Annotated in this window: 22 protein-coding genes and 1 tRNA gene; 12 read left to right on the top strand and 11 right to left on the bottom strand. The window is 46.4% G+C overall.

From position 1 onward, the window contains the following. The first annotated feature begins 292 nt into the window (after positions 1-292). Complete coding sequence (locus Q0340_RS05170) at positions 293-922, top strand: hypothetical protein (protein WP_298082447.1); 630 nt, start codon at positions 293-295, stop codon at positions 920-922. 51 nt (positions 923-973) lie between these two features. Here the strand turns inward: Q0340_RS05170 and Q0340_RS05165 are convergent. From Q0340_RS05165 to Q0340_RS05155, 3 genes are all read right to left on the bottom strand, one after another. Further along, positions 974-1,064 (bottom strand) — tRNA-Ser (locus Q0340_RS05165). A gap of 624 nt (positions 1,065-1,688) precedes the next feature. Then, on the bottom strand, positions 1,689-2,105 hold the full coding sequence (locus tag Q0340_RS05160; RefSeq protein ID WP_297883182.1) for a polymer-forming cytoskeletal protein: 417 nt from the start codon (positions 2,103-2,105) through the stop codon (positions 1,689-1,691). Continuing rightward, positions 2,057-2,977, bottom strand: coding sequence for a M23 family metallopeptidase (locus Q0340_RS05155; protein WP_306528386.1), 921 nt, complete (start codon positions 2,975-2,977; stop codon positions 2,057-2,059). The genes Q0340_RS05160 and Q0340_RS05155 overlap by 49 nt, the downstream gene beginning before the upstream one ends. A gap of 165 nt (positions 2,978-3,142) precedes the next feature. On the opposite strand from Q0340_RS05155, the gene Q0340_RS05150 reads away from it, so the two are divergent. After that, positions 3,143-3,586, top strand: coding sequence for a Dps family protein (locus tag Q0340_RS05150; protein ID WP_005873145.1), 444 nt, complete (start codon positions 3,143-3,145; stop codon positions 3,584-3,586). Positions 3,587-4,109: 523 nt separating this feature from the next. Here the strand turns inward: Q0340_RS05150 and Q0340_RS05145 are convergent. Continuing rightward, positions 4,110-4,466, bottom strand: coding sequence for a histidine triad nucleotide-binding protein (locus Q0340_RS05145; RefSeq protein WP_297941615.1), 357 nt, complete (start codon positions 4,464-4,466; stop codon positions 4,110-4,112). Between the two features lie 129 nt (positions 4,467-4,595). On the opposite strand from Q0340_RS05145, the gene pheS reads away from it, so the two are divergent. From pheS to serA, 6 genes are all read left to right on the top strand, one after another. Continuing rightward, complete coding sequence (gene pheS / locus Q0340_RS05140) at positions 4,596-5,591, top strand: phenylalanine--tRNA ligase subunit alpha (protein ID WP_298082446.1); 996 nt, start codon at positions 4,596-4,598, stop codon at positions 5,589-5,591. After that, positions 5,588-7,918, top strand: coding sequence for a phenylalanine--tRNA ligase subunit beta (gene pheT, locus Q0340_RS05135; RefSeq protein ID WP_298082445.1), 2,331 nt, complete (start codon positions 5,588-5,590; stop codon positions 7,916-7,918). Before pheS ends, pheT begins: the two co-directional genes overlap by 4 nt. Beyond that, positions 7,915-9,189 carry a 3-phosphoshikimate 1-carboxyvinyltransferase gene (aroA, locus tag Q0340_RS05130; protein ID WP_298082444.1) on the top strand — a complete coding sequence of 425 codons (1,275 nt, stop codon included), beginning with the start codon at positions 7,915-7,917 and terminating at the stop codon, positions 9,187-9,189. The genes pheT and aroA overlap by 4 nt, the downstream gene beginning before the upstream one ends. Continuing rightward, on the top strand, positions 9,179-10,015 hold the full coding sequence (locus Q0340_RS05125; protein WP_298082443.1) for a 4-hydroxy-3-methylbut-2-enyl diphosphate reductase: 837 nt from the start codon (positions 9,179-9,181) through the stop codon (positions 10,013-10,015). The genes aroA and Q0340_RS05125 overlap by 11 nt, the downstream gene beginning before the upstream one ends. Positions 10,016-10,127: 112 nt before the next feature. Further along, positions 10,128-11,795, top strand: a complete 1,668-nt coding sequence (locus Q0340_RS05120; RefSeq protein WP_298082442.1) for a 30S ribosomal protein S1 — start codon at positions 10,128-10,130, stop codon at positions 11,793-11,795. A 54-nt stretch (positions 11,796-11,849) separates the two neighbouring features. Continuing rightward, the gene (serA, locus tag Q0340_RS05115; RefSeq protein ID WP_298082441.1) at positions 11,850-13,427 is read left to right on the top strand and encodes a phosphoglycerate dehydrogenase; all 1,578 of its coding nucleotides are present in this window, start codon (positions 11,850-11,852) and stop codon (positions 13,425-13,427) included. 662 nt (positions 13,428-14,089) lie between these two features. Here serA and Q0340_RS05110 read toward each other — a convergent pair. The 3 genes from Q0340_RS05110 to Q0340_RS05100 all read right to left on the bottom strand — a co-directional run bounded on the left by Q0340_RS05110 (position 14,090) and on the right by Q0340_RS05100 (position 18,337). Continuing rightward, a complete protein-coding gene (locus tag Q0340_RS05110; protein ID WP_298082440.1) occupies positions 14,090-15,040 on the bottom strand; it encodes a DUF3137 domain-containing protein in 951 nt (316 codons plus the stop codon). 240 nt (positions 15,041-15,280) lie between these two features. Next, entirely contained in the window at positions 15,281-17,407 is a 2,127-nt protein-coding gene (locus Q0340_RS05105) for a DUF1007 family protein (RefSeq protein WP_298082439.1), read from the bottom strand. Positions 17,408-17,410: 3 nt separating this feature from the next. Beyond that, on the bottom strand, positions 17,411-18,337 hold the full coding sequence (locus tag Q0340_RS05100) for a zinc ABC transporter substrate-binding protein (RefSeq protein ID WP_298082438.1): 927 nt from the start codon (positions 18,335-18,337) through the stop codon (positions 17,411-17,413). 114 nt (positions 18,338-18,451) lie between these two features. On the opposite strand from Q0340_RS05100, the gene Q0340_RS05095 reads away from it, so the two are divergent. Together Q0340_RS05095 and Q0340_RS05090 are read left to right on the top strand one after the other, a co-directional pair. Then, a complete protein-coding gene (locus tag Q0340_RS05095) occupies positions 18,452-18,805 on the top strand; it encodes an HTH domain-containing protein (protein ID WP_298082437.1) in 354 nt (117 codons plus the stop codon). A 134-nt stretch (positions 18,806-18,939) separates the two neighbouring features. Next, positions 18,940-19,380, top strand: coding sequence for a hypothetical protein (locus Q0340_RS05090; protein ID WP_005873131.1), 441 nt, complete (start codon positions 18,940-18,942; stop codon positions 19,378-19,380). Between the two features lie 841 nt (positions 19,381-20,221). Here the strand turns inward: Q0340_RS05090 and Q0340_RS05085 are convergent. The 4 genes from Q0340_RS05085 to rpmB form a co-directional block, all read right to left on the bottom strand. Then, positions 20,222-20,452, bottom strand: a complete 231-nt coding sequence (locus Q0340_RS05085; protein ID WP_177387402.1) for a YdcH family protein — start codon at positions 20,450-20,452, stop codon at positions 20,222-20,224. 248 nt (positions 20,453-20,700) lie between these two features. Further along, entirely contained in the window at positions 20,701-21,894 is a 1,194-nt protein-coding gene (gene argJ, locus Q0340_RS05080) for a bifunctional glutamate N-acetyltransferase/amino-acid acetyltransferase ArgJ (RefSeq protein WP_298082436.1), read from the bottom strand. Then, positions 21,887-23,017: a potassium channel protein gene (locus Q0340_RS05075; protein ID WP_298082435.1), complete on the bottom strand. Its 1,131-nt coding sequence runs from the start codon at positions 23,015-23,017 to the stop codon at positions 21,887-21,889. Before Q0340_RS05075 ends, argJ begins: the two co-directional genes overlap by 8 nt. Positions 23,018-23,035: 18 nt before the next feature. Further along, a complete protein-coding gene (gene rpmB, locus Q0340_RS05070; RefSeq protein WP_040304421.1) occupies positions 23,036-23,227 on the bottom strand; it encodes a 50S ribosomal protein L28 in 192 nt (63 codons plus the stop codon). A 144-nt stretch (positions 23,228-23,371) separates the two neighbouring features. Between rpmB and rpe the strand changes: the two genes are divergently transcribed. Continuing rightward, positions 23,372-24,013, top strand: a complete 642-nt coding sequence (rpe, locus tag Q0340_RS05065; protein WP_298082434.1) for a ribulose-phosphate 3-epimerase — start codon at positions 23,372-23,374, stop codon at positions 24,011-24,013. A gap of 21 nt (positions 24,014-24,034) precedes the next feature. After that, complete coding sequence (locus Q0340_RS05060) at positions 24,035-24,841, top strand: 3'-5' exonuclease (RefSeq protein ID WP_298082433.1); 807 nt, start codon at positions 24,035-24,037, stop codon at positions 24,839-24,841. The last annotated feature ends 346 nt before the right edge of the window (positions 24,842-25,187 follow it).

Below are 25,187 nucleotides of genomic sequence, written 5' to 3'. Positions count from 1 at the left end.
ATGACGGTTAAATTTTGACGCGCAAATAGCTCGCTTCCTTTCGCGAAATTTCCTCGAGATTTTAAAATTTTAAAATCTTGGCAGCGCCATTGCGCCTATTTTGCCTTTTCCTCGCGTTCTGGCTTTAATTCTTGCGAAATTTCATCGGAATTTTATGGAAGTCCGCGCGAAATTCTACGCGTCGCCGCCATAGAATTCCGCCGCAGAATTCTATTCTGCCGCGCCGTAAAATTCCACTCTCGTTAAGGCAAAATTTAATACAATCCGTCTTTAAATTTTACAAAGGAAGTTTATGAAATTTTGGATTTATGGCACGCTTTTGGCGCTATACTGTGGAGCTTTTAGCGGATGTGCGAGTAAGAATTTGCCGGGCTACATGCAAGGGCGTGAGCATATCGTCGCGATGAGCGCGACGTCCGGCGGTCAGCTGCGAATGAGTGGCGAGATTTATGATTACGTATTTGATGCGAATCTTAGCGCCGTGCGCGCCAAGGTTGCGAGTCTGGCGTCGCTAAATAAAGACGCGATAAGGCGCAACGTAAGCATGCTTACGATCGACAGATACAATGAAGGCAGTGATGCCGCATATATCCAGCACGAAATCGAGCTCGTAAAATACGATCTACCGCTATCCGTGCAGGCTAAACTGATGGACGACCCAGAGCAGCTGGAGCCCGCGTATAGTTCTACGTTTCGCTACTCTTATCTGATCGAAGGCAAATATTTTAAGCGCCTAAAAGATCACGACGAGCTGCGCAGATCGCACCGCCTAAGCGTACCGATCGAATACCCCTCGCGTATAGCGGTCGATAGCGGGATCAAAAGCGAGCGCGATGCGAAAATGGATACCGATATACAAGGACTCATCGTAATGCCGCTAATGATGCCAGCGCTGCTTTTAGGCAGTATTCTAGGCGGCTAGAATCGATTGAATCACGGAAGTGAAATTTTATTGATTTAAATTTTAAAATAGTGGCGGACAGAGAGGGATTTGAACCCTCGAGCCCCGGTTAGAAGCTGCACCCTTAGCAGGGGTGTGGTTTCGGCCACTCACCCATCTGTCCACAAAAAGAAATCGCATTATACATAACTAATCTAATAATGGGCTTAAATTAGCTCAGTCCGCGGAATTTATCACCTCGCGGATATTTGAGCTGGCGGCACAAAGAGCTATAATGAGTCAAAACACTCGGCGTAGATAATTTATACTTGCTTACATAGCTTCTGCGAAACTTAAAACTTACGCGAGCTTTTAAAGTATGTGCGAGCAAAAATTTTGCGTCCATGCGTTATTTTGCGGCGAAATTTTAAAATTTTAAATTCAGTCGGGCGCGAATTTTAAAATCCGGCTTACAAGCAAAATTTCAAAATCCCGTGTAAGCGCAAAATTTTAGGATTTAGGGTTTTACGATCTGCATAATTCTGAAATTTTAAGCATATTTAAGCTTTAAAATTTTGAAAATTTCAAAGCTTAAAAATTTCAATAATTTTGGTTGTGAGGATTTTAAAATTTGGAATTTTTTAAAATTCCAAATTCTAAGATTCACTCTAAGATCTCGCAAATATAAAAATCTTTAAAATTCTAAGAATTCCAAAGGCTAGAAATTTTAAAATTTTAATATCAATCAGATTCTAAAACCCCGTTAGCTAAAGCCTTTAAAATCCCAAGAATTCCAAATGTGCGCGATTTATTCGCCTAGAGCTTTGTCGATGAGCTTGACGTCTTCACTTGCGCTGCCGTCGATGACTAGGGCTTGATCGCTGCCACTTACCGCGCTTTTTCCATTAAATTTCGCGCCCACTTCGATGCCGAAGCTTTGCGATAGCACGTCGCCCACGAGTACGCCGCCGCCTAGCAGCTCGACGAGCTCGGCTTCGATATTGCCGAAAAATTTGCCGCTGATTACGATATGCTTGGCCCTAATCGAGCCGCGCGCGGTACCATTTTTACCGATGACGACGGTGTTATCGGAGATCACGTCGCCTTCGACATTGCCATCGATATGCAAAATGCACGACAGGTGCAGCTCTCCTTTGATGAGCGTGCCTGACGAGATTATTGTTGTTTGAGCGGTGTTTGCATCGCCTTTATTAAAGATTGCCATGGGACATCTTCCTCCTTAGTAAAAATTTCTTTGTAATTTTTTTCGTTCCAGTTGATGAAATTTAGCGGATCTAACGGCAGCTGCAAAAATCTAATCTCGTAGTGCAGATGAGGTCCGGTGCTAAGCCCGGTGTTGCCGCTAAAAGCGATGAGATCACCTTTGTTTACAAACTCTCCTACTTTGCGAGTTAAATTTGAATCCAAATGCGCATATCGTGTCGTAAAGCCGTAGTTATGGCGGATCTCGACTAGATTACCATAGCCAGTAGCGCCAGCGCCGCTGTATTGGATGATACCATCTGCAGGCGCGTAGATAGGCGTTTTAGGCGGCGTACGTAGATCAACGCCCGGGTGAAACTGCTTGCGCTTTAAGATGGGATGGTTGCGCCAGCCGAATTTCTCGCTGAGCTGATGAGTGCGCATGACCCTGCCGTTTGGGATCTGCATAAAAATTTCTTTGATCAGTGCGTCGGAGAATTTTTCGTTGATGATCTTTTGCGCGCGCTCTTTGATCTCTTGTTCGGAAGTAGGCTTGATGTGAGATAGGCGGTCGATCGCGCGCTCATCCTCCTCAGGATCGAGCCCAAACTGATGCTCTAAATCCGAAATTTTACCCTCGATGGCTTCAAATTCCATCTGACTTGCCGCGATACCGTCGCGAAGTTTTTGATTTAGCTCGTTAAGCTCGGTTTTGGTTCGCGAAAGGCTATCGATTTTAGAGCCCAGATACCTGATATATAGCGCACCCGTGACGAAAACGGTAAAAACAAATAGTACTAAATATAACGCGATCTTTTTGATGATTTGCGAGAGCAAAAAATTCCTAGAACCGTTAAGGTCGGTTATGGTTATCATAAATTTGTTTTTCATAATGCGACATTATAATGCAGCATAGCTGAAATTTCAAAAAAATTGTAGATAAATTTAAAAGCCATTTAATTTCAAAATTTCACTAAAAGATAAAATTTATTATTTAGTATAATTATAATTTAAGTAAATCTTGCTATAATTACAGCAATTTTAAATAAAGGAGACACAATGTCAAAAACAGTAAAACAACTAAACAAACTTCAGGCGGACGCTCATGCGTTCTTTGTTGCATTCCACGATTATCACTGGAATGTTAAGGGCTTACAATTCGCGCAGGTTCACGCTTACACCGAGAAAGCATACGACGAGATGGGCGAGCTTTTCGACGATATGGCTGAGCGCGCGCTTCAAATAGGTGGCAAGGCCGTAACTAAGGCTAAGGATCTAATTGAGCTTTCAAAAGACGCTCCGATTAGTGTAAAAGATAGCTATAGCGTATCTGAGGTACTTGAGGATGTTAAAAAAGCCTACGAGTATTTGGTAAAAGAATTTAAAAAGCTTCAAGAAGTAGCCGAAGAAGAGGGCGACGATACGACTTCAAATATTGCGCAGGATCACTATGGCGATTATGAAAAACGCCTATGGATGCTAAGCTCAATGCTAAGCAAATAATCCCCGCAAATCCTTTCAAAATTTTTAGGGGCGCATGCCCCTAAAACTTAAATCTACTATTTAAATTTTTAAAATTCTAAGATTATGATTTCACACTAAAATTTTAAATTCTGCTTGAAAACTAAAGCCGAATCGCTCATTCAAAGCAAAATTCATGTAGGTTTTAAATTTCATATAATTGAAATTTAACTCATTCGCCATGTAAAAGCATAACTCTTTTTATAAAGCTCGGTTTCATTTAAAATTTTGCCGCGTCGTTAAAATTTCTTGCCGATTTCAAATTTGAAATTCTAAGAGCTAAAGCTTTACAGCTAAAGAATGGCATTTACTAAGAGATCGTCTGTGATAAATTTATATTTCTTTTTAGCGTCTGATGATAAATTTTAGCTTGTAGTTTTACTATTTTGATTATTTTTAAAACCTCGGTGCCTATAAATGAAACGGAATTTTAAAAATTTCAAAGAATTCCGCAAAATTTTGCAATTTCACGGAATTTTGATTTTAATAGAATTTGGTTCGAGCCTTAAAAATTCTCTTCGGTATTGCGGTCACTTACGCGGTCCCATGGTAGTTTTATTCCGCCTAGGATATGAAAGTGCAGATGCATCACCTCCTGCCCGCCGTTTTCGCCGCAGTTGCAAACGAGGCGGTATCCGCTCTTATCAAGCCCCATTTTGCGAGTTACTTCTTGGATAAAAGCGCTCATTTTGCTCATCACTTCAGGAGGCGTTACTTGGAAGTTTTCGTAGCATTTCTTAGGGATCGCCAGGATATGGATCGGCGCTTTTGGGTTGATGTCGTGGAAGGCCAAAAATTCATCGTTCTCTAACACTTTGTTGCACGGGATTTCGCCGTTTACGATCTTTTCAAAGACGTTCATTTTAGATCCTTTTATGAGGTTGAAATTTAGCCGCGATTATAGCCAAAAAATCCAAACACGCAAATTTACCTAGCTTTTATCAAATTTTAACTACAATCGCGCCATTAAATTTAACCACAAGGATAGAATTTGCAAGAGATTAAAGCAAAAATCGACGCTGCGGCAAGCCTAGGTGAGCTGGAAGCCGTGCGCTTGGAGCTTTTCGGCAAAAAAGGCATCGTAACGCAGCTTTTTGCCGAGCTTAAATCCGCAGCACCCGAGCAGAAAAAAGAGCTTGCCGTAAGCGCGAATGAAAAGCGCGATTATTTTAGCGAGCTCATCGCCGCAAAAAAGGCGAGCCTGGAAGAGGCGAAGCAAAAAAAGGCGATGAAAAATGAAGCAATCGACGTCACGCTTTTTAACGAAAACGTAAGCTGCGGCGCGCTGCATCCGGTGATGGAGACGATGGATAAGATCATAGATTACTTCATCGCGCAGAATTTCAGCGTCGAAAGCGGCCCGCTCATCGAGGACGACTTTCATAATTTCGAAGCGCTAAATTTACCCAAATACCACCCTGCGCGCGATATGCAAGATACGTTTTATCTAAATGACGGGCGGCTGCTACGCACGCACACCAGCGGCGTTCAGATCCGCACGATGGAGAAATTTAAAGCTCCGCCGGTGCGTATGATCGCCCCGGGCGCGGTCTTTCGCCGCGATATGGATCTAACCCACACGCCGATGTTTCATCAAGTGGAGGGTCTCGTAGTCGAGCAGGGAGACCGCGTGAGCTTTGCAAATTTAAAATACGTTTTAGAGGAATTTTTGCGCTATATGTTTGGAGACGTAAAGGTGCGCTTCCGCCCTAGCTTCTTTCCGTTTACGGAGCCGAGCACCGAAGTCGATATCAGCTGTATTTTCTGCCACGGCGAGGGATGCCGCGTTTGTAAACAGACGGGCTGGCTCGAGGTGCTAGGCAGCGGCGTGGTCGATCCTAACGTCTTTAAAGCAGTGGGCTGGAAAAACGTCAGCGGATACGCATTCGGGCTCGGCGTGGAGCGTTTCGCGATGCTGCTGCACGGTATCCCCGATCTGCGCTCGCTATTTGAAGGCGATATTAGATTATTGGAGCAGTTTAAATGATAATAACGAGAAATTGGTTACAAGAGTGGATCGACATAAGCGAAATTTCAAGTGAAAGGCTGCTTTCTACGCTAAATTCCATCGGTCTTGAGGTTGACGCTCACGATAAAATTTCACTTCCTAAAGGCGTCGTCGTAGGACTCGTAAAAAGCAAGCGTCGTCACGAGAATTCCGATCATCTAAATGTCTGCGAGGTTGATGTCGGTAAGCAGAGCCTGCAGATCGTCTGCGGCGCGAAAAACGTCGAGGCAGGGCAATACGTCGCAGTTAGCCTAATCGGTGCCGTGCTTCCGAGCGGTCTTGAGATAAAGCCCGCCAAACTTCGCGGTGTGGAGAGCTTTGGCATGATCTGTTCGGCAACCGAGCTTGGACTTGCCAAGACGAATGACGGCATTATGGTGCTTGATAGCAGCATCGGCGAGCTCGTGCTCGGCAAGGAGCTGCGCGAGTATGAAATTTTTAATGATGATCTTATCGAGATCGAACTTACCGCTAATCGCGGCGACTGCCTTAGCATCTTAGGCATAGCGCGCGATCTAGGCGCAGCGCTTGATCTGCCGCTAAAGGAAAAGCACGAGTTTGAAGATGCCGACGGAGCGCCTGGTATCGGTAGAATTTTAAGCGTGCGTGCAAGCGATGAGGTAAGCGCTAAATTTGCTTTTCGAGCTTACGAGATCAAAGGCGAGCTGAAGTTAAATTTAAAGCAGACCTTGCGTCTTGCAAGCGTTGGTATTTTGCAAAGCTGCGCGGTGCAAAATTTCATCAACTACGCTACTCATTCTACCGGAGTGTTGCTGCGAGCTTATGATTTTGAAAAGATCGCTTCCGCAGATGGCAAGGTAGCGCTTGACATAAAGCCTATGCCAAACGGCGAGTTCGGCGTTTATGCGGGCAAGAGATTGCTTAGCGTAGCAGGGATTTGCCAAGACGCGGAGCTAAAGGCGTGTTGCAGTAGCAAAGTGGTGCTATTAGAGGCAAACTACACCGCTCCACTGATCATTGCTAAAGCAGTAAACGAAAACAAAAGCCTAAAGGGCGATGAGCACGTGTATCGCTCAAGCAGAGGTAGCGAGCCAAAGCTTAGGCTGGGGCTAGATCTGCTATTTAGATTGCTACTTAAAAATAAAGCCGTGAGCCTATATGCGGGCACACAAAAGATTTCAAATGCTTTGGAGCCGCTTATCGTGGGTTTTAGCGAAAAAGAGATAAACTCAATGATCGGCGCGCAAATTCCGCGCGATAAGATCGTAAAAATTTTAAAAAGGCTGGGTTTTGAAATAGGGCTCGAAGCCGATCTAATCACCGCCAAGGTGCCGCCTTTCCGCCACGATATCGTAAATTCTCACGACGTGTGCGAGGAGATAGTGCGTATCGTGGGCATCGATAATATCGCCGCTGCGCCGCTAAGTTTCTACGAGAAAAACCGCCTAAACGATACCTACGTAAGCTTATGTAATGGGCGCAAGCTTCGCAGCAAGGCGGCAGCAGTGGGATTTTTCGAGTGCGTGCATTATGTGTTTGACGACGGCAAGGCGCTGCAAAGCTTAGGCTTTAAGCCGTGCAAGGTTAAAATTTTAAATCCGATCAACGGCGAGCTGGACGCGCTAAGACCGACGCTGATTAATCATCTGCTGGAATCTGCTGAGCGAAATTTAAAGAATTCCCGCAGAAGCGTTAAGCTTTTTGAGCTAGGAGAGGTGTTTGATGCGGACGGCTCGCAGAGCCTAAGGCTGGGCTTCATCGCTAGCGGACTAAAAGCCGAGCCCTCTATCGCGGCTGGCGCAAAACCCGCTGCAGTGGATTTTTTGTATTTTGCAAATTTAATCCAAAGCGTCATCGGTAAATTTAACGTTAGACTCCCGAGCAAAAATTTGAAATTTTTAAGCGAATTCGAGCAGGCGCAGATCGAGCAGGGCGGGCAGATAGTGGGCTTTATCGGGCGCGTGGATTACGCCGTAGAAGCAGGGCGTGATCTGGATAAAAGCTATCTGTGCGAGATCGATTTTTCCAAGCTTAAATTTGAAAATATCGTAGCGGACGCTTATTCGAAGTTCCCTAGCGTATCGCGCGATCTAAGCATTTTGGTGCCGAGCGGAATGCGCTTCGAGCAGATTAAGCAGTGTATAGACGCCCTTAAAATCGAGGCGCTAAAGGAGCTTATCCCGAGCGATCTTTATAGCGACGAAAGCCTGGGCGATTCAAAGAGCCTGACGATCAGACTTGTATTTCAAGACCTTCAAAAAACGCTCTGCGATGAGGAAGTGGCGGGCTTTACCGATAAAATTTTAGCCGCTCTTAGCAGCGAGCTGGGACTTGGGCTGCGATGAGAATTTTTGCGCAAGCGGGCCCTTTGCGGGCGGAGATCTCAAATATCGCCGCGGATAAATCGATCTCGCACCGTGCGGCGATTTTTTCGCTGCTAGCGGAGGGGACGAGTAAAATTTCAAACTATCTAGCCGCCGAGGATACGCTAAATACGCTAAAGATCGTGGAGCTTTTGGGTGCTTGCGTGCAGCGCGATGCGAGCGAAATTTTAATCACTCCGCCGGAGGTTATCAAAGAGCCTAACGTTCCGCTTGATTGCGGCAACTCTGGCACCGCTATGCGGCTATTTATGGGCTTTTTAGCAGGACGCGAGGGATTTTTCGTGCTGTGTGGCGATCGGTATCTAAGCGAGCGTCCGATGAGGCGCGTTGCGGATCCGCTTTGCAAGGTGGGCGCTAAAATTTACGGACGAGCAGGCGGCGAAAAGGCGCCGATCGCGGTGCTGGGGCAAAAGCTCGGGTATTTTGAATACGCGAGTAAAATTGCGTCCGCGCAGGTAAAGACCGCTCTTATTTTAGCGGCCTTGCGCGGCAGCGGGTGTAAATTTAGCGAGCCAGAGCTTAGCCGCGATCATAGCGAGCGGATGCTAAAAGCGATGGGTGCGCAAATTTCGCAAAACGGTCTTGCGATTGAAGTCGCAGCGCTTAGCTCGCCGCTTAGACCGCTTGAAATTTTTATCCCAAACGACCCCAGCTCGGCGTTTTTCTTCGCCGTAGCCGCAGCGATAATCCCAGGCTCGCGCATCGTGCTAAAAAATATGCTGCTAAACAAAACCCGCATAGAGGCGTATGAAATTTTAAAACGCATGGGCGCCGAGGTAAAATTTCATAAAACGAGCGAAATTTACGAGCAGATCGGCGATATAGAGATCGCTTACGCGCCGCTTCACGCCGTGGAGGTGAGCGAAAATATCTCGTGGCTGATAGACGAGGCGCCTGCGCTTGCGATCGCCTTTGCCTGCGCGCAGGGAAGTAGCGTGCTTAAAAATGCCGCCGAGCTGCGCGTAAAGGAGTGCGACCGCATAAAGGTAACCTGCGAAGGGCTTCGCGCCTGCGGTATCAAGGCGCGCGAGCTGCAGGACGGCTGGCAGATCGAAGGCGGCGAGGCGAACGCGGCGATCATCACGCCGTGCGGCGATCACCGTATCGCAATGAGTTTTGCGATTTTAGGCCTAAGATCGGGGATGATCATCGAGGATAGCGATTGTATCGCGACGTCGTTTCCGAACTTCACCGCGATTTTAAGACAGATCGGAGCCGGCGTTGAAGATTGAGATGGCCAAAAGCTACGGCTTTTGCTTCGGCGTCAAGCGCGCGATCAAGATCGCAGAAAGCGCCGGCGAGGCCGCTACGATCGGCGAACTCATACATAACGCCGAAGAGATTAATAGGCTAAGGCAAAATTTCGGCGTCAAAACCCTGGGGGGCGTTAGCGAGATCAAGGACGAGCAAAAGCTCATCATCCGCACGCACGGCATCCAAAAGGACGATCTGCAAAACCTAAAAGCGCAAAACAAGCAGCTCATCGACGCTACCTGCCCCTTTGTGACTAAGCCGCAGCAGATCGTAGAAAAGATGAGCGCGGAGGGTTACGACATTGTGATCTTCGGCGATAAAAATCATCCCGAGGTAAAGGGCGTGAAATCCTACGCAAAATCGCGCGTATTCGTGATCATGGATACGAAGGAACTGCAAGACGTCAAGCTCGGCTCGCGCGTCGCGCTCGTTTCGCAGACTACGAAAAAGATAGAAAGCTTTACCAAAATTGCGGATTTTTTGATGCAGCGCGCTAGGGAGCTGAGAATTTTTAATACGATTTGCAATGCGACGCTGGAAAATCAAGAGGCGGTAAAAAGCCTGTCTCAAAAGGCTGACGTGATGATAATCGTAGGCGGAAAAAATTCCTCCAACACCAAGCAACTTTTTTTAATTTCGCAAAATTTTTGCAAAGACAGCTACCTTATAGAAAACGAAAGCGAGCTTGAACGCTCGTGGTTTGAAAACAAAAGCCTCTGCGGCATCTCTGCAGGAGCTAGCACGCCTGATTGGATCATCAAAAAAGTAGTAGCGAGAATCGAAAGTCTAACGCAGAATTTATAAGCCCTCTTATCAAATTTACTCTTAGAAATTTATCAAATCGAAAGCAAATTTTGGCTAGAATCGCGCATTTTAGTTCTTTTCAAAAAAGCACAAATAAATTTAAAGGAAGCATATGGCTGAGGTGAACGAGAAGGTTCAAAACCACGCAGAGGAAGATTTTGCGACATTGTTAGAGGAGTATGACGCCGGGAAGTCTCGCGACGAGGTCGTCACAGGTAAGGTTATCGCCCTTAAGGACAGTGAGGTTTTCATAGACGTAGGCAGGAAGTCGGAGGGCATTTTGGACGCCGCCGAGGTGAGCGACGATCAAGGAAACCCGCAGGTTAACGTAGGAGATGACATCAAAGTCGCTATTATCGGAAGCAGAGGCGGTCGCCCGGTCGTATCGTATAAAAAGGCCCTAAAGAAGGAAAAAGTAAAGGCGTTCATCGACTCCTATAATGAAAACGCAGAAAATGTCTATGACGTTAAAATTCTATCGTTTAATAAGGGCGGTTTCGTTTGTGCTAACGCAGATGATGTGGAATTTTTTATGCCGCGCTCGCAAAGTGCGCTTAAAAACCCAAATGGCGCCGTCGGTAAAAATTTCAAAGTAAAGATCATCAAGGTCGATAGAGATGAACAAAGCATCGTAGTATCGCGCAAGAAGCTACTTGATGAGGATCGCAAAGCAAGCAAAGAGGCGATCGAGAAAGTAATCGCTACCGAGGGCATCATCGAAGGCGTCGTCAAAAAGATCACCACCTACGGTATGTTCGTAGACGTAGGCGGCGTGGACGGGCTCGTGCACTACAGCGAAATTTCATACAAAGGTCCTGTAAATCCAAGCTCGCTCTACAAAGAGGGCGATAAGGTCCCGGTTAAAGTTATCAAATACGACAACGATAAAAAGCATCTCTCCCTTTCGATTAAAGAAGCGATGCCAGATCCTTGGAACGAGATCAAAGATAGCCTGGAAGTGGGCGATACTATCCGCGTAAAAGTAAGTAATATCGAGCCTTACGGCGCGTTTGTCGATCTTGGCAACGACATCGAGGGCTTTTTGCATATCAGCGAAATTTCGTGGGATAAAAATATCAAAAATCCGAAAGATTTCATCAGCGAGGGCGAGGAGCTTGACGTCGAAGTCGTAGAGATCAATCCTAGCGAGCGCAGGCTGCGCGTGAGCCTTAAAAATTTACTCACCAAGCCTTTTGACGAGTTTGTTGCTAAGCATAAAGTGGGCGACGTGCTAAAAGGCAGCGTCACTACGATTACAAACTTCGGCGCGTTTGTGAGGATCGATGGCGTAGAGGGACTCTTGCATAACGAGGACGCTTCGTGGGATCGCGGCGAGAAGTGCAAAAATTTATTCAAAGTAGGCGACGAGATCGAGGTTAAGATCATTAAGATCGACAAAGATACTCAAAAAATTTCTCTAAATCACAAAGAGCTCGGCGATAGCCCTATTAGCGATTATGCCAAGAGCCACAATCAAGGCGATGTCGTAAAAGGCAAGATCCGCGATATTAAAGAGTTCGGAATTTTTGTCGAGCTTGGAGGCGGTATCGACGCGCTTATCCGCAAGGAAGATCTTGGCAACGTAAGCGTAGATAGCCTAAAAGTAGGCGACGAGATCGAGGCTGCGATCGCTTTCATCGATGAGAAGAAAAACAGAATCCGCCTAAGCGTGCGCAGACTGGCTCATCAGAAGGAGCGCGAGGCGCTAAACGAGATCAATAGCAACGACGACGAGAAGCAAAGCCTAGGGGATCTGATCAAAGATCAACTAAATAAATAATTCCTCCCGCAAGGCATCCCCGCCTTGCGGACCTACTTCTAAAGGTTAAATTTAATGAAAACTATCATAGTCTGCGACGCAATCCACAAAATCGGTTTTGATCTGCTTAAGCAGGAATCGGATGTTAGAGTAATCGACGCTACTAACGTGCCCAAGAGCGAGCTATACGGAATTTTAGGCGATGCGGACGTCGCGATTACCAGAAGCTCTACAGCGGTGGATGAGAAATTTCTAAATGCCGGCACCAAGCTAAAAGCGATCGTGCGCGCAGGCGTAGGCGTCGATAACTGCGATATTGACGGCTGTTCCAAGCGCGGCATTATTTTGATGAACGTACCTACGGCAAACACCATCGCCGCGGTCGAAATGACCATGTGCCATCTGCTAAATGCGGCGCGCAAATATGTAAATTCCTGCAACGATCTAAAAATTAATAGAATTTGGAAGCGCGAGAAATGGTACGGCACCGAGCTTTATAAAAAGAGCCTCGGCATCATCGGCTTTGGAAACATCGGTTCGCGCGTGGGGGTTCGCGCGCTTGCGTTTGGGATGAACGTCATCGCCTATGATCCCTATATCGAGCCTGAGAAGGCCACGAAGCTCGGAGTAAAATATACGAAAAATTTCGACGAAATTTTATCTTGCGATTTCATCACGATCCATACGCCGAAAAATCAAGAGACGATAAATATGGTAGGCGAGCCGCAAATAGCGAAGATGAAAGACGGTGTGCGCCTAATAAACTGCGCTAGAGGCGGGCTGTATAATGAAAAAGCGCTTGCAAACAATCTACGCAGCGGCAAGATCGCGTATCTCGGCATCGACGTTTTCGACAAAGAGCCTGCGACCGATCACGAGCTTTTGGATATCGAAAATTTAAGCGCGACTCCGCATCTTGGAGCAAATACTCTCGAATCGCAAAGCAATATCGCCCGGGAAGCCGCAGAGCAGGCGATCAGCGCCGCGCGCGGCTTAAACTATCCAAACGCTTTAAATTTGCCGCTTAAGCTCGAGGATCTGCCGCGCGGTATTGAGCCGTATATAAATTTGGTCTCGAAAATGGCCTATCTTGCGGCGCAGATCAACAAAGGCCCGATCAAATCGATTCGCATCGAGGGCAGCGGCGAGGTGGTGCAGTATCTAAAATCGATGCTCGTTTTTGCAATCGTAGGCGCACTGCACGATTCTTTGGGCGACTCGCTAAATTACGTCAACGCTAAATTTCTTGCGGATGAAAAGGGGATTGAGACGAGCTTTGGCGAGCTTGCAAACAGCGTCTATAAAAGCGAGATCGCGGTAAAAATTATGACCGACGAGGCGATCTCAAATGTCGCTGGTACGGTCTTTGACGGAAGTGAGGAGCGTATCGTAAATATCGGTGGATTTAAGACCGATTTTAAGCCGAAGGGCAAGATGATAATCTTTAAAAACACCGACGTGCCGGGCGTTATCAAATCCGTAAGCACGATCCTAGCCGACGAAAACATCAATATTGCGGACTTCCGCCTAGGCAGAGGCGAGGAGGGGGACGCTTTGGCGGTCATTTTGGTCGATTCCGAAGTGCAAAAAAGCACGCTCGATAAGCTGGCGGCTCTTCAAACCTGCCTAATGGTGCGCTACGCGGCACTTTAATCCCTTTCCGCTTAGGAGGCGGAATTTAAAATTTCGCCTCATCCAAATTCTTTAATAATTTAAATTTACAATCCAGCCTACGATGGTGTTTTATGAGACGATGCAGGAACGCGTGGCGAGGATTTTAGCGGAACTTGACGTACGTGCAGAGCTAGCGCTTGAGGTGCGTTGCGGTATGCGTCCGAGCAGATACCTTTTAGCGTGCGGCTTTTGCAAACGCCGTTTATGCGGGAAATTTAACTCTCGTCGGGGGACTTGTTTTTAAATTTAAATTTCGTCTTTGCGGATCTACTTTTAAATTTCATCATCTCAGCGCTGCCGATTAAATTTTGCCGCTATGCGGGTTTGGTACTAAAAGCTAGAGGCTGCGATGCAAAACGCGGTAAAATTATTTTGGGCATGAAGAGCTAAGCAAGAGTCGCTTCCAGGAAGCATCGGAGCGTTAAATTTATTTTATTAGACACGGCAAGGCGCTTTTGCTTCAAATTTATTTGCGGCAGGCGCTTCATCTCTCTAATCGTATCACTCGTTTAAATTTTGAACAGCCGCCGAGCGATTGCGCCGCTGATTAAATTTTACGTTTTTGTCGAAACTACGCTTCGTTAAAAATTCCACCTGGCCTAAATTCAGCCAATACAAAATTTAAGCCGTAATGCGTCCTGCTAGTTTGAGAGTTTTAGTGTCTCGATTAGGCTTAAAATTTTGCGGATCTGCGTTTGGTATTCGCGCGCGAGCTCTATGCTAGCAGGCCTATCAAAAAGAGTAGTTTCAAAAAGATCGGGCGCACCTTTTAAAAATAGATATAAGTGCTCATCCATAAATACCGCGCTCAAGCTAAACTCGCCGCTCGTTTCGCGATTTATTTCGCGCAGACGCTCCATAAACGCGGGCGTTAGCAGATAGCGCGCTTCCACTTTGTCATCCGCAAACACGCGAAAATCGCGCATAAAATCCACATCGTCCATCATCTCTTTTTCGCCGAAGATCTTGGCGTTTAGCTCCCTGCTTACCACTATCGTTTTACCCGAGGTTTTTTTCGCGAGCTCGCAGATCAGTACGTTGCCGTCAAAGTCCATATAGTTATCGTAGAATATTTTGATCAACATAATCGCCGCTATGAGCGGATTATCCGTTTTCATGTAAAACCTACCATTACTATGTACCTCGCTTAGGCTAAATTTAATCCCGCAGTGCGCGCCCGCAATCCGATCCTCGCTTTTGATCCTAGATTTCCTATAAATTCTAAATTTTTGAAATTCCTCTTCTTGCATGCCGGTATATGGATCGTATTTTAAACTGGCATCTATATCGTTTATTACGGCGCGGACGAATATCTCTTTGTAAAATTTATAGTAGCGAATTTCCGCTTCGCTTTCTTGACTGGCGCAATGCATAAGAAATATCCAAAAGATCTGAAAAAGGATCAAGACGCTCGAAAATTCGGCAATTTTTATTAGAGGAGTGTCTGCTTTAACGCCGTTTAGAAACACTAATACGAACAGGACCGCAAAAAAGGCGGCTATACTGAGGTAGTAATATCTATTAAAAACTCTAGCGCACGCTTTTTGTTCGATTAAAGTCTGTGAAATAGCATCTTGCAAAGAAGGCGACATATCTATCCTTGATAAAAATTTCGCCCGTATTGTAGCGAAATTTAGCGGAATTCATAAAGAGCGAATTCCGCCGCATAATTGAATGGTCGAGATCGGAGCTTAATTTATGCAGTCCGTGCGGCGCAAATTTTAAAATCTTAATATTCTGAAAACAATTCGCACCGGATTTAAAATTTAACGTATCGCGTAAACTTATATTTCACGCGAGCCGCCTTTGAAATTTGCGTTTAAATTTTGCGATCACAGTATCCTGAGGCTGTCTGAGATGAAATACATAAAAATCCCGAGCCCGAACATCACGAAAAGCCCCAAAAATTCGACGTATAGCTTCAAGCTTACGAGCCGCTTTGAGCTTAGTTCGTTTGCTTTCGCGCCGAAAAGCGCGGCTAAAAATATCACGACGCTCATTCCAAAACCGATGAAAAGCGCACTTGCGACGCTAAGCGCGAAGCTTCCGAGGCTGAAGGCAAGCACGAAAATCAGGATCGTGCCTGGGCATGGCACGAGCGCCGCAGCAAGCGCGATAAGCCACTCTCGCCCTTTCTCGCCACCGCCAGTCGCGCCATTTTGTAGCGAGCGAGACGAGGTTTGGTTTTTGGAATTTGTAGAATTCAAAGTCTGTTTTTGCTCGTTTTGGCTAGACGAGTTTTCCTCTAGGCTTGCGTTTAAATTTAAATTTGAATTTAGCTCTGCCGTTGTGGCGCCCGAATTTTCAGTATCTAAATGCTGCGCGGATTCGTCACTTTGAATATTAAATTTAGAAAATTTATAGCTCTTTGACGCTGCGTGAGCGGAATCCCCGGCGTTTGTAAATGCCGTATTTTTTAAGTGGGCGCCCGTCTCTGAGGTATTTGCGGCGGAAGCGCAAGCGGCGCAGGAGCAGCCCGCATCGTGGTGGGCGCCCGATCTTACGCGGCGAGCTTTGTCGTAGATGATGAGCGCCGTTATGACGATGATCAGAAGTGCCGAAATTTTCGTTGTGATCGAGGCGGAGTTTGCAGAGACGAGCCCTGCAACGTTTTGCAGCACGAACATGCTCGCGCTTACTAAAACGAGTGCTCCTAGTACGTGTAGAAGCCCGATTTTAAGGGCAAATCCAAAGGCCTTGACGTAGCTGCCGCCATGGGCTAAGAAATAGCTCGCCGTTAGCAGCTTCGCGTGCCCAGGACCCGCCGCGTGGAAAAAGCCGTATATGAAAGAAAGCGCCAAGACCCATAGGATGGTGCTTGCGCTTGCATGCTCGCTGCTTGCGCGAAACGCCGTTTTGAGGCTTTTCATAAAATCCATCGTCTTTTGCGCGACAAATCCCAGCGAGACCTCTTTGTGCTGCTCGCTTGAAATCTCGTCGCTGTCGGATGTGGCGCCGTTTTTGCTCGCGTTATTTTGCGCTAAATTTGAATCATCGCCTAAAGAAGCTGCGGCATTTTCGCTGTTTTTTGCAGCGACCTTTAAGCTTTCGCTACTAAGGCGGTCGGAATTTGCGGGACCACCTTTTACCTGCGCGTCCTTTTTGGCGGCTTTATTAATCTGCGCGATAGTATCCGAAGCGGCTATATTTTTTTGCGCCTCTGCTGCAGCTTCCGAAACGATGTCGCCGACGGATCTTTGGTTTGATTTGCGCGCCGAGCTGGCATTCGGTTTATCTTGACCGCCTTGCGCAAGTTTGCTCTCTGAGCCCGCAAGGCCTTGCTCGCTAGATGCAAGGCTATCCTGCGCTAAATCGGAGTCCAGCGCGCCTGAAATTGGCGGTTTTTTATCTGCGATCTTTGGCTTTTCGCCGCTAAATTCTATAAAAGTGGTGGCTAAATTTGAATTAGGCTTCGCTACAAAGCCCTCGCCTAGATTAATGGGCTTGTCGTCAAGCATTTTGAAATTGAAAAATCCCTGATCGTCGTTAATGGAAATTTTAAGAACGCGGCCGTTTCGCAGCTCGAAGCCGACCTTTTGATCGAACTCAAACACGAGTCTGCCCTTTTTGACGAGGCTTATTGCGTTTTTAAAATTTCCCTTGATTTGCGTGCCTACGAGGTTGCTAAGCGCGGGCTTTGCGTTTTTTGGCGCTTGATCGTAGAATTCCGCCTCGCAAAGATAGTTTTTGGGGGTTAGATAATCGGTCATCGCCTTGGTTATCTCGGCAAGCTCGCTATTTTCAAGCTTGGCATTGGAATTTATATCGTAGGTCTGCATTATGACGTCGGTAAAATTTTGAGAGAAAAGCCACGAAAAATGCAGGCTCACGATCTTGCCGTCTTGTGCGACAGGGGTAATGCTAACGTGCGCAGTAGGCGTGTATAGGGCGCACAGAGCGCACGCAAATATCCGCGAGCTAAAGATCGCGGATAAAAGTAAAATTTTAATAAATTTCATCAACTACAAATTTTCTCCGAAAATGTCGATCGTCTTTTTCATTGTCTCATACCAATCTAGCGGCAGCTGATCAATCTCCATCACCTTTGCGCCTGTTTGTGCAGCGATGGTTTGTGCTGCCTTTTTGGAAAACTGCGGTGCGACGAAAATCACCTTGATCTTTTCCTCTTTGGCTTCCTCGATCAGCTCGGCTAAATCCGCAGGCTTAGGCTCTTTGCCCTCCACTTCGACTGCGATCTGCTCCAAATCGTATCGGTGCGCGAAATAGCCCCAAGACGGATGATAAACCATAAATTTCTTTCCCTTGACGCCCGCTAATTTCTGCTTTGCGTAAGCGTCCAGCTCGTCAAGCTTTTTGGCAAATTTATCGAAATTTGCTTCATAAATTTTAGCATCCTTAGGATACTGTTTGGTTAACGCGTCTTTAATATTTTTAGCTTGAATTTTTACAAGCTGCGGATCGAGCCAGATATGTGGGTCTAGGCCGTCGTGATGATGATGGTGCTCGTGCGCCTCGTGGTCTTTGTCACCATGCTCATGATGCGCGTCATGATCGTGATCATCGTGATGCGCGCTATGATCATGTTCGTCGTGATGGTGATGCTCTGCCATAGCCATTTTAGTGATGCCATCTTCTGTGCGGATTATCTTCATCTTCGGATACGATGCGGCAAGCTTTGGTAGCCAGACTTCATCAAATTCTATACCGACTGCAAAATACAGATCACTATTTTCTAGCATTTTCATCTCCGAAGGCTTAGGCTCGTATGTGTGTGGATCAGCGCCTTTGCCGACCATCGTATTTACCTGCAGGGTATCACCTGCTATTTGTTCAACAAAATACTTCGTAGGAAGTATGGTCGTGGTGACCGTAGGTTTGGCGAATACTACGCAACTAGCTGATAAAAGCGTGAAAATAAGCTTTTTCATAAAATTCCTTTCCAAAAAAAATTGCGGAAGTATATCAAAAGCAACTTAGTTGCAACTTAATATAAATTTATCTAAATTTCGCTATCATCGCTTAAATTTTAAAAAAGGCGTAAAATGGATCCCAAAGATTTTTTAGCGAGTCACGATATCGCTCCTACAGCGCTTAGAGTGCAGATCGTGCAGATCCTAAGCGAGAAAAAATGCCCGGTAAGCTACGATGAACTAGTAGAACAAACGGGTGCTAATAAAACCACGATATATCGCAATATAGCGCTTTTGGAAGAGAAAAATTTGATAATTACCAGCGAAAATAATCATAAAAGCTTTTATGAGCTCACCGACGGCGCAAAAGCGTATTTTGTCTGCGAAAACTGCCATAAAATGGAGGAGATTTCGATGCCAGCTTTGCCACAAAAAAATGTCAAAAGTGTGCTTGTGCGAGGATTGTGCGAGAAGTGCGGCGGCTGAGGCGGGAAATTTAATAAAAAGCGCTCAAAGAAACTTAGCTAAAACGCTAGGGCAAAATTTAACCGATTTTTAACGGATTTTTATAAAACAAACGATATAATCCGAGCGTTTCATATTTTAAAAGGGAAAATTCAGTGAATAAAAACGATACGATAAAAGCAATAGAGAAGTTTGTAAGTTCTCAAGAAATGACGATGTTTCGCCTGAAAAAGGGTATCTACGGCGATGCGATGAAAAACCTGGATCAGGTTTTTACGCCGTATAAGGAGTTCGCCGAGTTTTTCAAAAATCCCGCAAATAGACTGCAAGAGCTGTTAGGCAACATCGCGTACGAATCGATTTTAAACTACACTGAAGCAGGGCTATCGCACTGCGAGAAGATCCACTCGATCTATTTTGTGGAATCCAAAGGATTTTTCAAAAGCGGGCTAAAGTATATCGAGCCTGATGCGACCGCGAGAGAAAGAGCCAAGAGTTATTACGACAAATTGCTGGAAAATAATGAGAAGCTTAACGAATATATCGATATCGGCTTGCAAAGGCTACATGGCTTAGAAGCGAAGGTTTTCGAGTAGGCTAGGCTAGCTTTGGGATTTGATTTGCGCGGCGAAATTCTATCGCAAATTCTTGGCGCTTAAAATTCTATGATTAAATTTCACACCTTTTACAGATTTCACTTATACTATTTAATTCCGCGTTAGCGCCGCTTTTAATTGCGCATATAGCAAATAGGGTGGCTTGAGCAATTCCGTGGCGGCAGGCATTATCCGATACGATCAAAGAAATAATCTAAATTTTTAAAGCTCAACGAAGCGGGTTAAAATAAGCAAGCTTGGCTAAATTCTTTGAAGAGATTAAAGCAGGCTCTAGCATAAACTAGCGCTTGGTCGGAGTCTGCGAATTTGAAATTTAGCGGTTAGCGCGAACGGGAATTTAAAATTCTAGCGCTACTTTAGATTCCTTCGAAATGCGGAATTTTAAAAATAGGTATTGCGCCTGCAACAAGCAAAACGCAAGATTTGAAATTTACTAGAAAATGCTCGCTGCAAAGTAAAATTTAAGAGCCAGGCTGCAAGGCGCTACAGCGCAAAACGCATTCAGCAAGAGATATTTTTGGAAGCGGAAAGGGCGATAGAGAGCCGTAACGAATTATATTTGATTGCGCTAATACCGCATTGTTGGTATATGCAGTGATGTAGCCGATACGTAAAAATTATTTAGTGGTGTCAATATGGTGAAGCGTGCGATATAAATTTTAACTCATTTTGGCGCGCTGTTTTAATATCTCTATCGCGCGCGGCAAATTTAAGCGGCTAAACTTATTACGATTAAAAAATTCTAAACGCGGATTAAAGCTTGGCGGCGAAATAAGCCTTGCTAGCACTCTGCTGAATCTTAATTTCGCCGCAAGCAACTTTATTTATCTGCCTTTTCGGCTTTATATTGCGCTAGCAGGGTGCCTAGCTCATCTTTTATGCGAAGCTTTTCCTTCTTCATCGCATCGATCTCCAGATCGCTCATATGCACTCTGCCGGCTTGTGCGTCGGCGATCTTGTGATCCAGCTCATCGTGCTTCTCAAAAAGCGAATCAAATCGCGCGTTTTTGCCTTTTAACTCAGTGATTAAATCTCTGTATTCATGAAACATGCTTTACTCCTTTGAAAAATTTATTTAAGTATATCAATAAAGCGCTTAAAACCTAATTTCAGCTATCGAATTTAGACTGAATTTCACGCATGAGATTCCAGATTTTAAGAGGTAAAATTTTTAGCCTTTAAAAATTTAAAACAGGCAAATTTAAATGATAAAATTTTAAGAGCAGAGCTTTAAAGCCCTGCTGCTATTCGCTATTTTCGAGACGAGATTTTTATTATGAAAGAGTAAGCTGTGAATCTTTATGATCTATAATCGGCGTTGATTTTTACGTAGTCGTAGCTAAGATCGCAGCCGTACGCGCTAAACTCGCCCTCTCCGAGCCCTAAATCGCACCAGATCGTAAAGCTTTTTTGCTGCATTACGGCGTGAGCCGCAGCCTCGCGCGCGGCGTCCAGCTCGCGATTTTGCGCATCATAAAGCAGCACGTTGTCGTATTTGATACGCAGCTTTTCTTCGTCGCATTCGATACCGCAGGCGCCTATGGTGGAGGCTATGCGACCCCAATTCGGATCTTCGCCGAAGATCGCCGTTTTAACAAGCGGCGAATTGCTTAGCGCCTTTGCCGCCCTGCGGGCATCCTGGGCGTTTGCGGCACCGCTTACCCTAAATCGCACCAGCTTGGTTGCGCCTTCGCCGTCTTTTACAAGCATTAGCGCAAGCTCGCGCGTCAGGGCGTTTAGCGCGGAGGCGAAAGCATTCTTTTCGTAGGCGCATTTGGCGCTACTGCAGAGCATAATCGTATCGTTGGTGGAGGTGTCACCGTCGACGCTTACGGTGTTGAAGCTCTGCTCCGCCGCCTTTTGTAGTAGCTCGTCCATATCCGCGCGCGGTATTTTTGCGTCAGTTAGGACGAAGCAGAGCATGGTCGCAAGCGCGGGATTGATCATACCTGCGCCCTTGCAAACGGCCGCGATGTGAAATTTCTCGCCGTTTTCTAAAGAAATTTCATATGCAAGCTCCTTTTTTATCGTATCTGTCGTCATAATGGCGGTGGCTAGGGCGTCCGAGTTTCGTGCCGAGAGGTTAAAATTTTGCGCGGCGGCGATAATTTTTTCCTTTTTAAGGCGGTATCCGATGACGCCGGTGGAGCTCATGACGGGGTTTATCAGAGCGGTCTTTTTGCCAAGCTCGCTAAAAATTTCATCGATATCGGCGATTCCTTGCTCCCCGGTCATCGAGTTTGCGTTTTTAGAATTTACGAGGATAAAATTTGTTTTAAGCTCCCCGCCCGCGCGCTCTTGCGCCCTTTTGAAATGCCTAATCGGCGCGGCTTGAAATTTATTGCTCGTAAAGATCGCGCTTACGGCAAAGGGCTCGTCCGCGCGGATAAATCCCAGATCGTTCCCCTCTTTTTTAAAGCCCGAATTCATGCCGTCGAAATAAAAGCCTTCGACGTTTTGCAAACCGCCCTCAAGCTTAGTTATTTTAAACATATCTCATCTCCTGTGGCTTGTATTTGCTGCGGATGAGTTTTTTAGTGTTGCGGATGCCCTCTGCCGTGCCGATGACTAAAAATTTCACCCCAGTACCGATGAGGTAGTCGCCATCTGGCATCGGGATAAAGCGGCTGTTGGGCTCTTTGATTCCCACGACGTCGGCGTTTGTAAAATCGCGCAAGCGAGTTTCTTTTAGGCGCTTGAAGCGGATCCACGAAAAATCGGGCACCGTGATCTCTTCGATATCAATGAGAGAGTCCTTTTTATACAAAAATCGCTCCAAAATGTTTTCCATATCGGGGCGCACGCTGATCGCAGAGAGCCTTTGTGCCGCGAGTTTGGACGGCGAGACGATAGAATTTGCGCCGAGTTTTTTTAGCCTCTGCGTGTCGCTGTCATCATTGCTATTTGCCATGATGAAGTAGGGAGTGATGCGACCAAGCTCCTTTTCGTATAGGCGCACCAGCGAGATTATTGCGATATTATCGGCTAAATTTGAAGCCAAGGTGATGACGCATTTGGCCGATGAGAGGTGGGCTTTTAGCATCGTGGTTTCCACGTGCGGCTCGCCTACGATGAAGTAGGGGTAGCGGTTTTCCTCGGCGATTTTGGCTAAATTCGGATCTGGATCGATCACCACGAAGGGTAGGTGGTTTTCGCGAAACTGCTTGGCAAGCTCAGCGCAGTAGATGTTGTTGTAACAGATAATGTAGTGGTTTTTGAGCCTTGCGATGTTATTGATCATTCGTTGTTCCCTAAGTAAATTTTGAAGTTTGCCGTTTTTTATGACCTCGACGACGACGCCCAGGCAAAACGAAAAGGTTCCAAAGCCCATGAGGATGAATAAGACGGTAAAAATTCTACCTGCGGGCGATATCGGCGCTACTTCGGTAAAGCCTACCGTCGTGAAGGTCATACCCGCCTGATAAAAGGCATCCACGAGCGAAAAGCCCGCTATAAAGACATAGCCTAATGTGCCGATTAGCATCATCAGCACAATGGTTATAAGCGGTAAGCGAAAAGGACGTAGCTGGTCGTAAATTTCTGTGTAGAGGTTGATGTCCGGCTTAGTCGAGCCGGACCAGTCGAGGAATCGCTTGATCTTGTCCAAAACAGACATAAATTCCTCTTTAAGAGGTTATTTTGATTGTTTTTTCATAGTTCGTAGAGTTGAGGCGGCGACTTTGATTCGTCTGGTTGAGCCGTCTTCTAGCTGAACGCGGATGGTGCGTAGATTGACCTGGAATTTCTTTTTGGTTCTGTTATTTGCGTGGCTAACGTTATTGCCTACCATCGCACCTTTGCCGGTGATTGCGCATCTTCTTGCCATAATAAATCCTTGATGATTAAAATAAATGGTGATTATAGCGAAAAAATTTCAAATTATGCTTAAAATCCGCTGCGGTTTAAATTTAGCGAAATTTATGACAAAACTAAGTAAAATTTCGCATCTTGAAATTTTAAAGGAATCTTAATGTATGTCGCACCCAGCATTTTATCGGCGGATTTCGGCAGGCTCGCGGAGGAAATTCGCGCAGTCTGCGAAGCGGGCGCCGATCTCATTCATGTAGACGTGATGGACGGACATTTCGTACCCAATCTCACGATCGGACCGCTTGTAGCAAGCGCCGCGGCAAAGGCGAGCAGCAAGCCTTTAGACATCCATCTGATGGTTAAAAACGTGCCGTTTTTCGTCGATCTTTTTTTGCCGCTAAAGCCGAAATTTCTTAGCTTTCACATCGAGGAGGAGACCCATCCGCTGCGCCTCATAGATCATATCCGCCGCAGCGGCGTCTCGCCCGCAGTCGTGCTAAATCCGCACACTCCGCTTAGCGCGCTGGAGTTTATCTTGGGCGAGGTCGATATGGTGCTTTTGATGAGCGTCAATCCAGGTTTTGGCGGGCAGAAATTTATCCCCTCGGCGCTTGAGAAAATTAAGCAGCTGCGCGAGCTGATCGATCGCAAAGGCGCAAAATGCCTCATTGAGGTCGACGGCGGCGTAAACGGGCTAAATATCGCAGATATCGATGAAGCCGGCGCCGACGTCGTGGTAGCGGGCAATTACATATTTTCTTCAAACGACTACGCGGAGGCGATCCGTGCGCTTAAAATTTAGGCGCGGCACAGGGGTAAAATTTTGACGCATAGAATCGAAAATCTCATAAATTTACTGGCTCAAAAGAGCATAAATTATTACGATTTTATCTCAAAAGCAAGCGATATTGCCGAAATTACCGAGCTTTTCGAGCCAAAAGACCTCTCGATGTGGCGGGCGCTGGGCATAGAGATAATAAAACTCGACAACGGCAAAATCACGCTCAAAACCCGCGAGACGGATATTTCGGATGAAATTTTTTGCTTCGTAGATATAGAGACGAACGGCGGGCTCTCAAACGGCCAGATCATCGAAATCGGCGCGATAAAAACGCGCGGCACGCAGGAGCTGGATCGCTTTGAAAGCTTCGTTTATGCGCCCGTCGTGCCCGAAAATATCACGGAGCTTACCGGTATCCGCGCGGACGATCTTGTGGGCGCACCGCCGCTAGCTAGCGTGCTGGAGCGGTTTAGGTTATTTTTGGGCGATAGCGTTTTTGTGGCGCACAACGTCAAATTTGACTACGGCTTCATCGACGCGAGCCTGCAAAAATGCGGCTTTGGAATGCTTTTAAATCGCAGGCTCTGCACCGTCGAGCTCGCGCGCCGCACGATCGAGGCGCAAAGATACGGGCTCGGCTCGTTAAAAGAGCTTTTAGGCGTACAAAACGTCCACCACCGCGCATTTAGCGACGCCGTTTCCTGCTTTGAAATTTTCAAATTCGCGCTCTCGCGCCTGCCGTGGAGCGTGCAAAGCACCGAAGACCTGATACTTTTTAGTAAGACCGCAAAGAGCCTGGCGCTGCCTAAGCCGCAGATTTCGGGGCGCGGCGAGGGCGAAATTTTATAAATCGCGCGCTGAATTAAGAGATGAAATTTTAGCGAAATTTCGCGTCGCCGTTTGAGAGGTAAATTTTGCGCTTTTAAGCGGCGGCGCTTTAATCTGCGCGGATTGCGGTAGCGTAAATTCGATCCGAGCGATTTTGGGCGCGCAAATCGGCGCGTATGGACCTAGATTTTGAAATTTTACCCTTGTCGTAGCGATTGAATGCGCACAAATCGCGGCGGCGCAAATTTAAAGCGCTACTGCGGCGAGATGTGATTGCGAGCGAACCGAAACGGCGCGAATTTAAGCAGGCGCAGTTTTAAACCGCATTGCGATCGCACCGGATTTAAGTGCAAATGCCCGCAGCGGC

This window comes from uncultured Campylobacter sp. (assembly GCF_938045595.1).
Lineage (GTDB): Bacteria > Campylobacterota > Campylobacteria > Campylobacterales > Campylobacteraceae > Campylobacter_B.
Note: the sequence above shows the minus strand (reverse complement) of the source record. Positions and strands in the feature narration are given on the sequence as shown.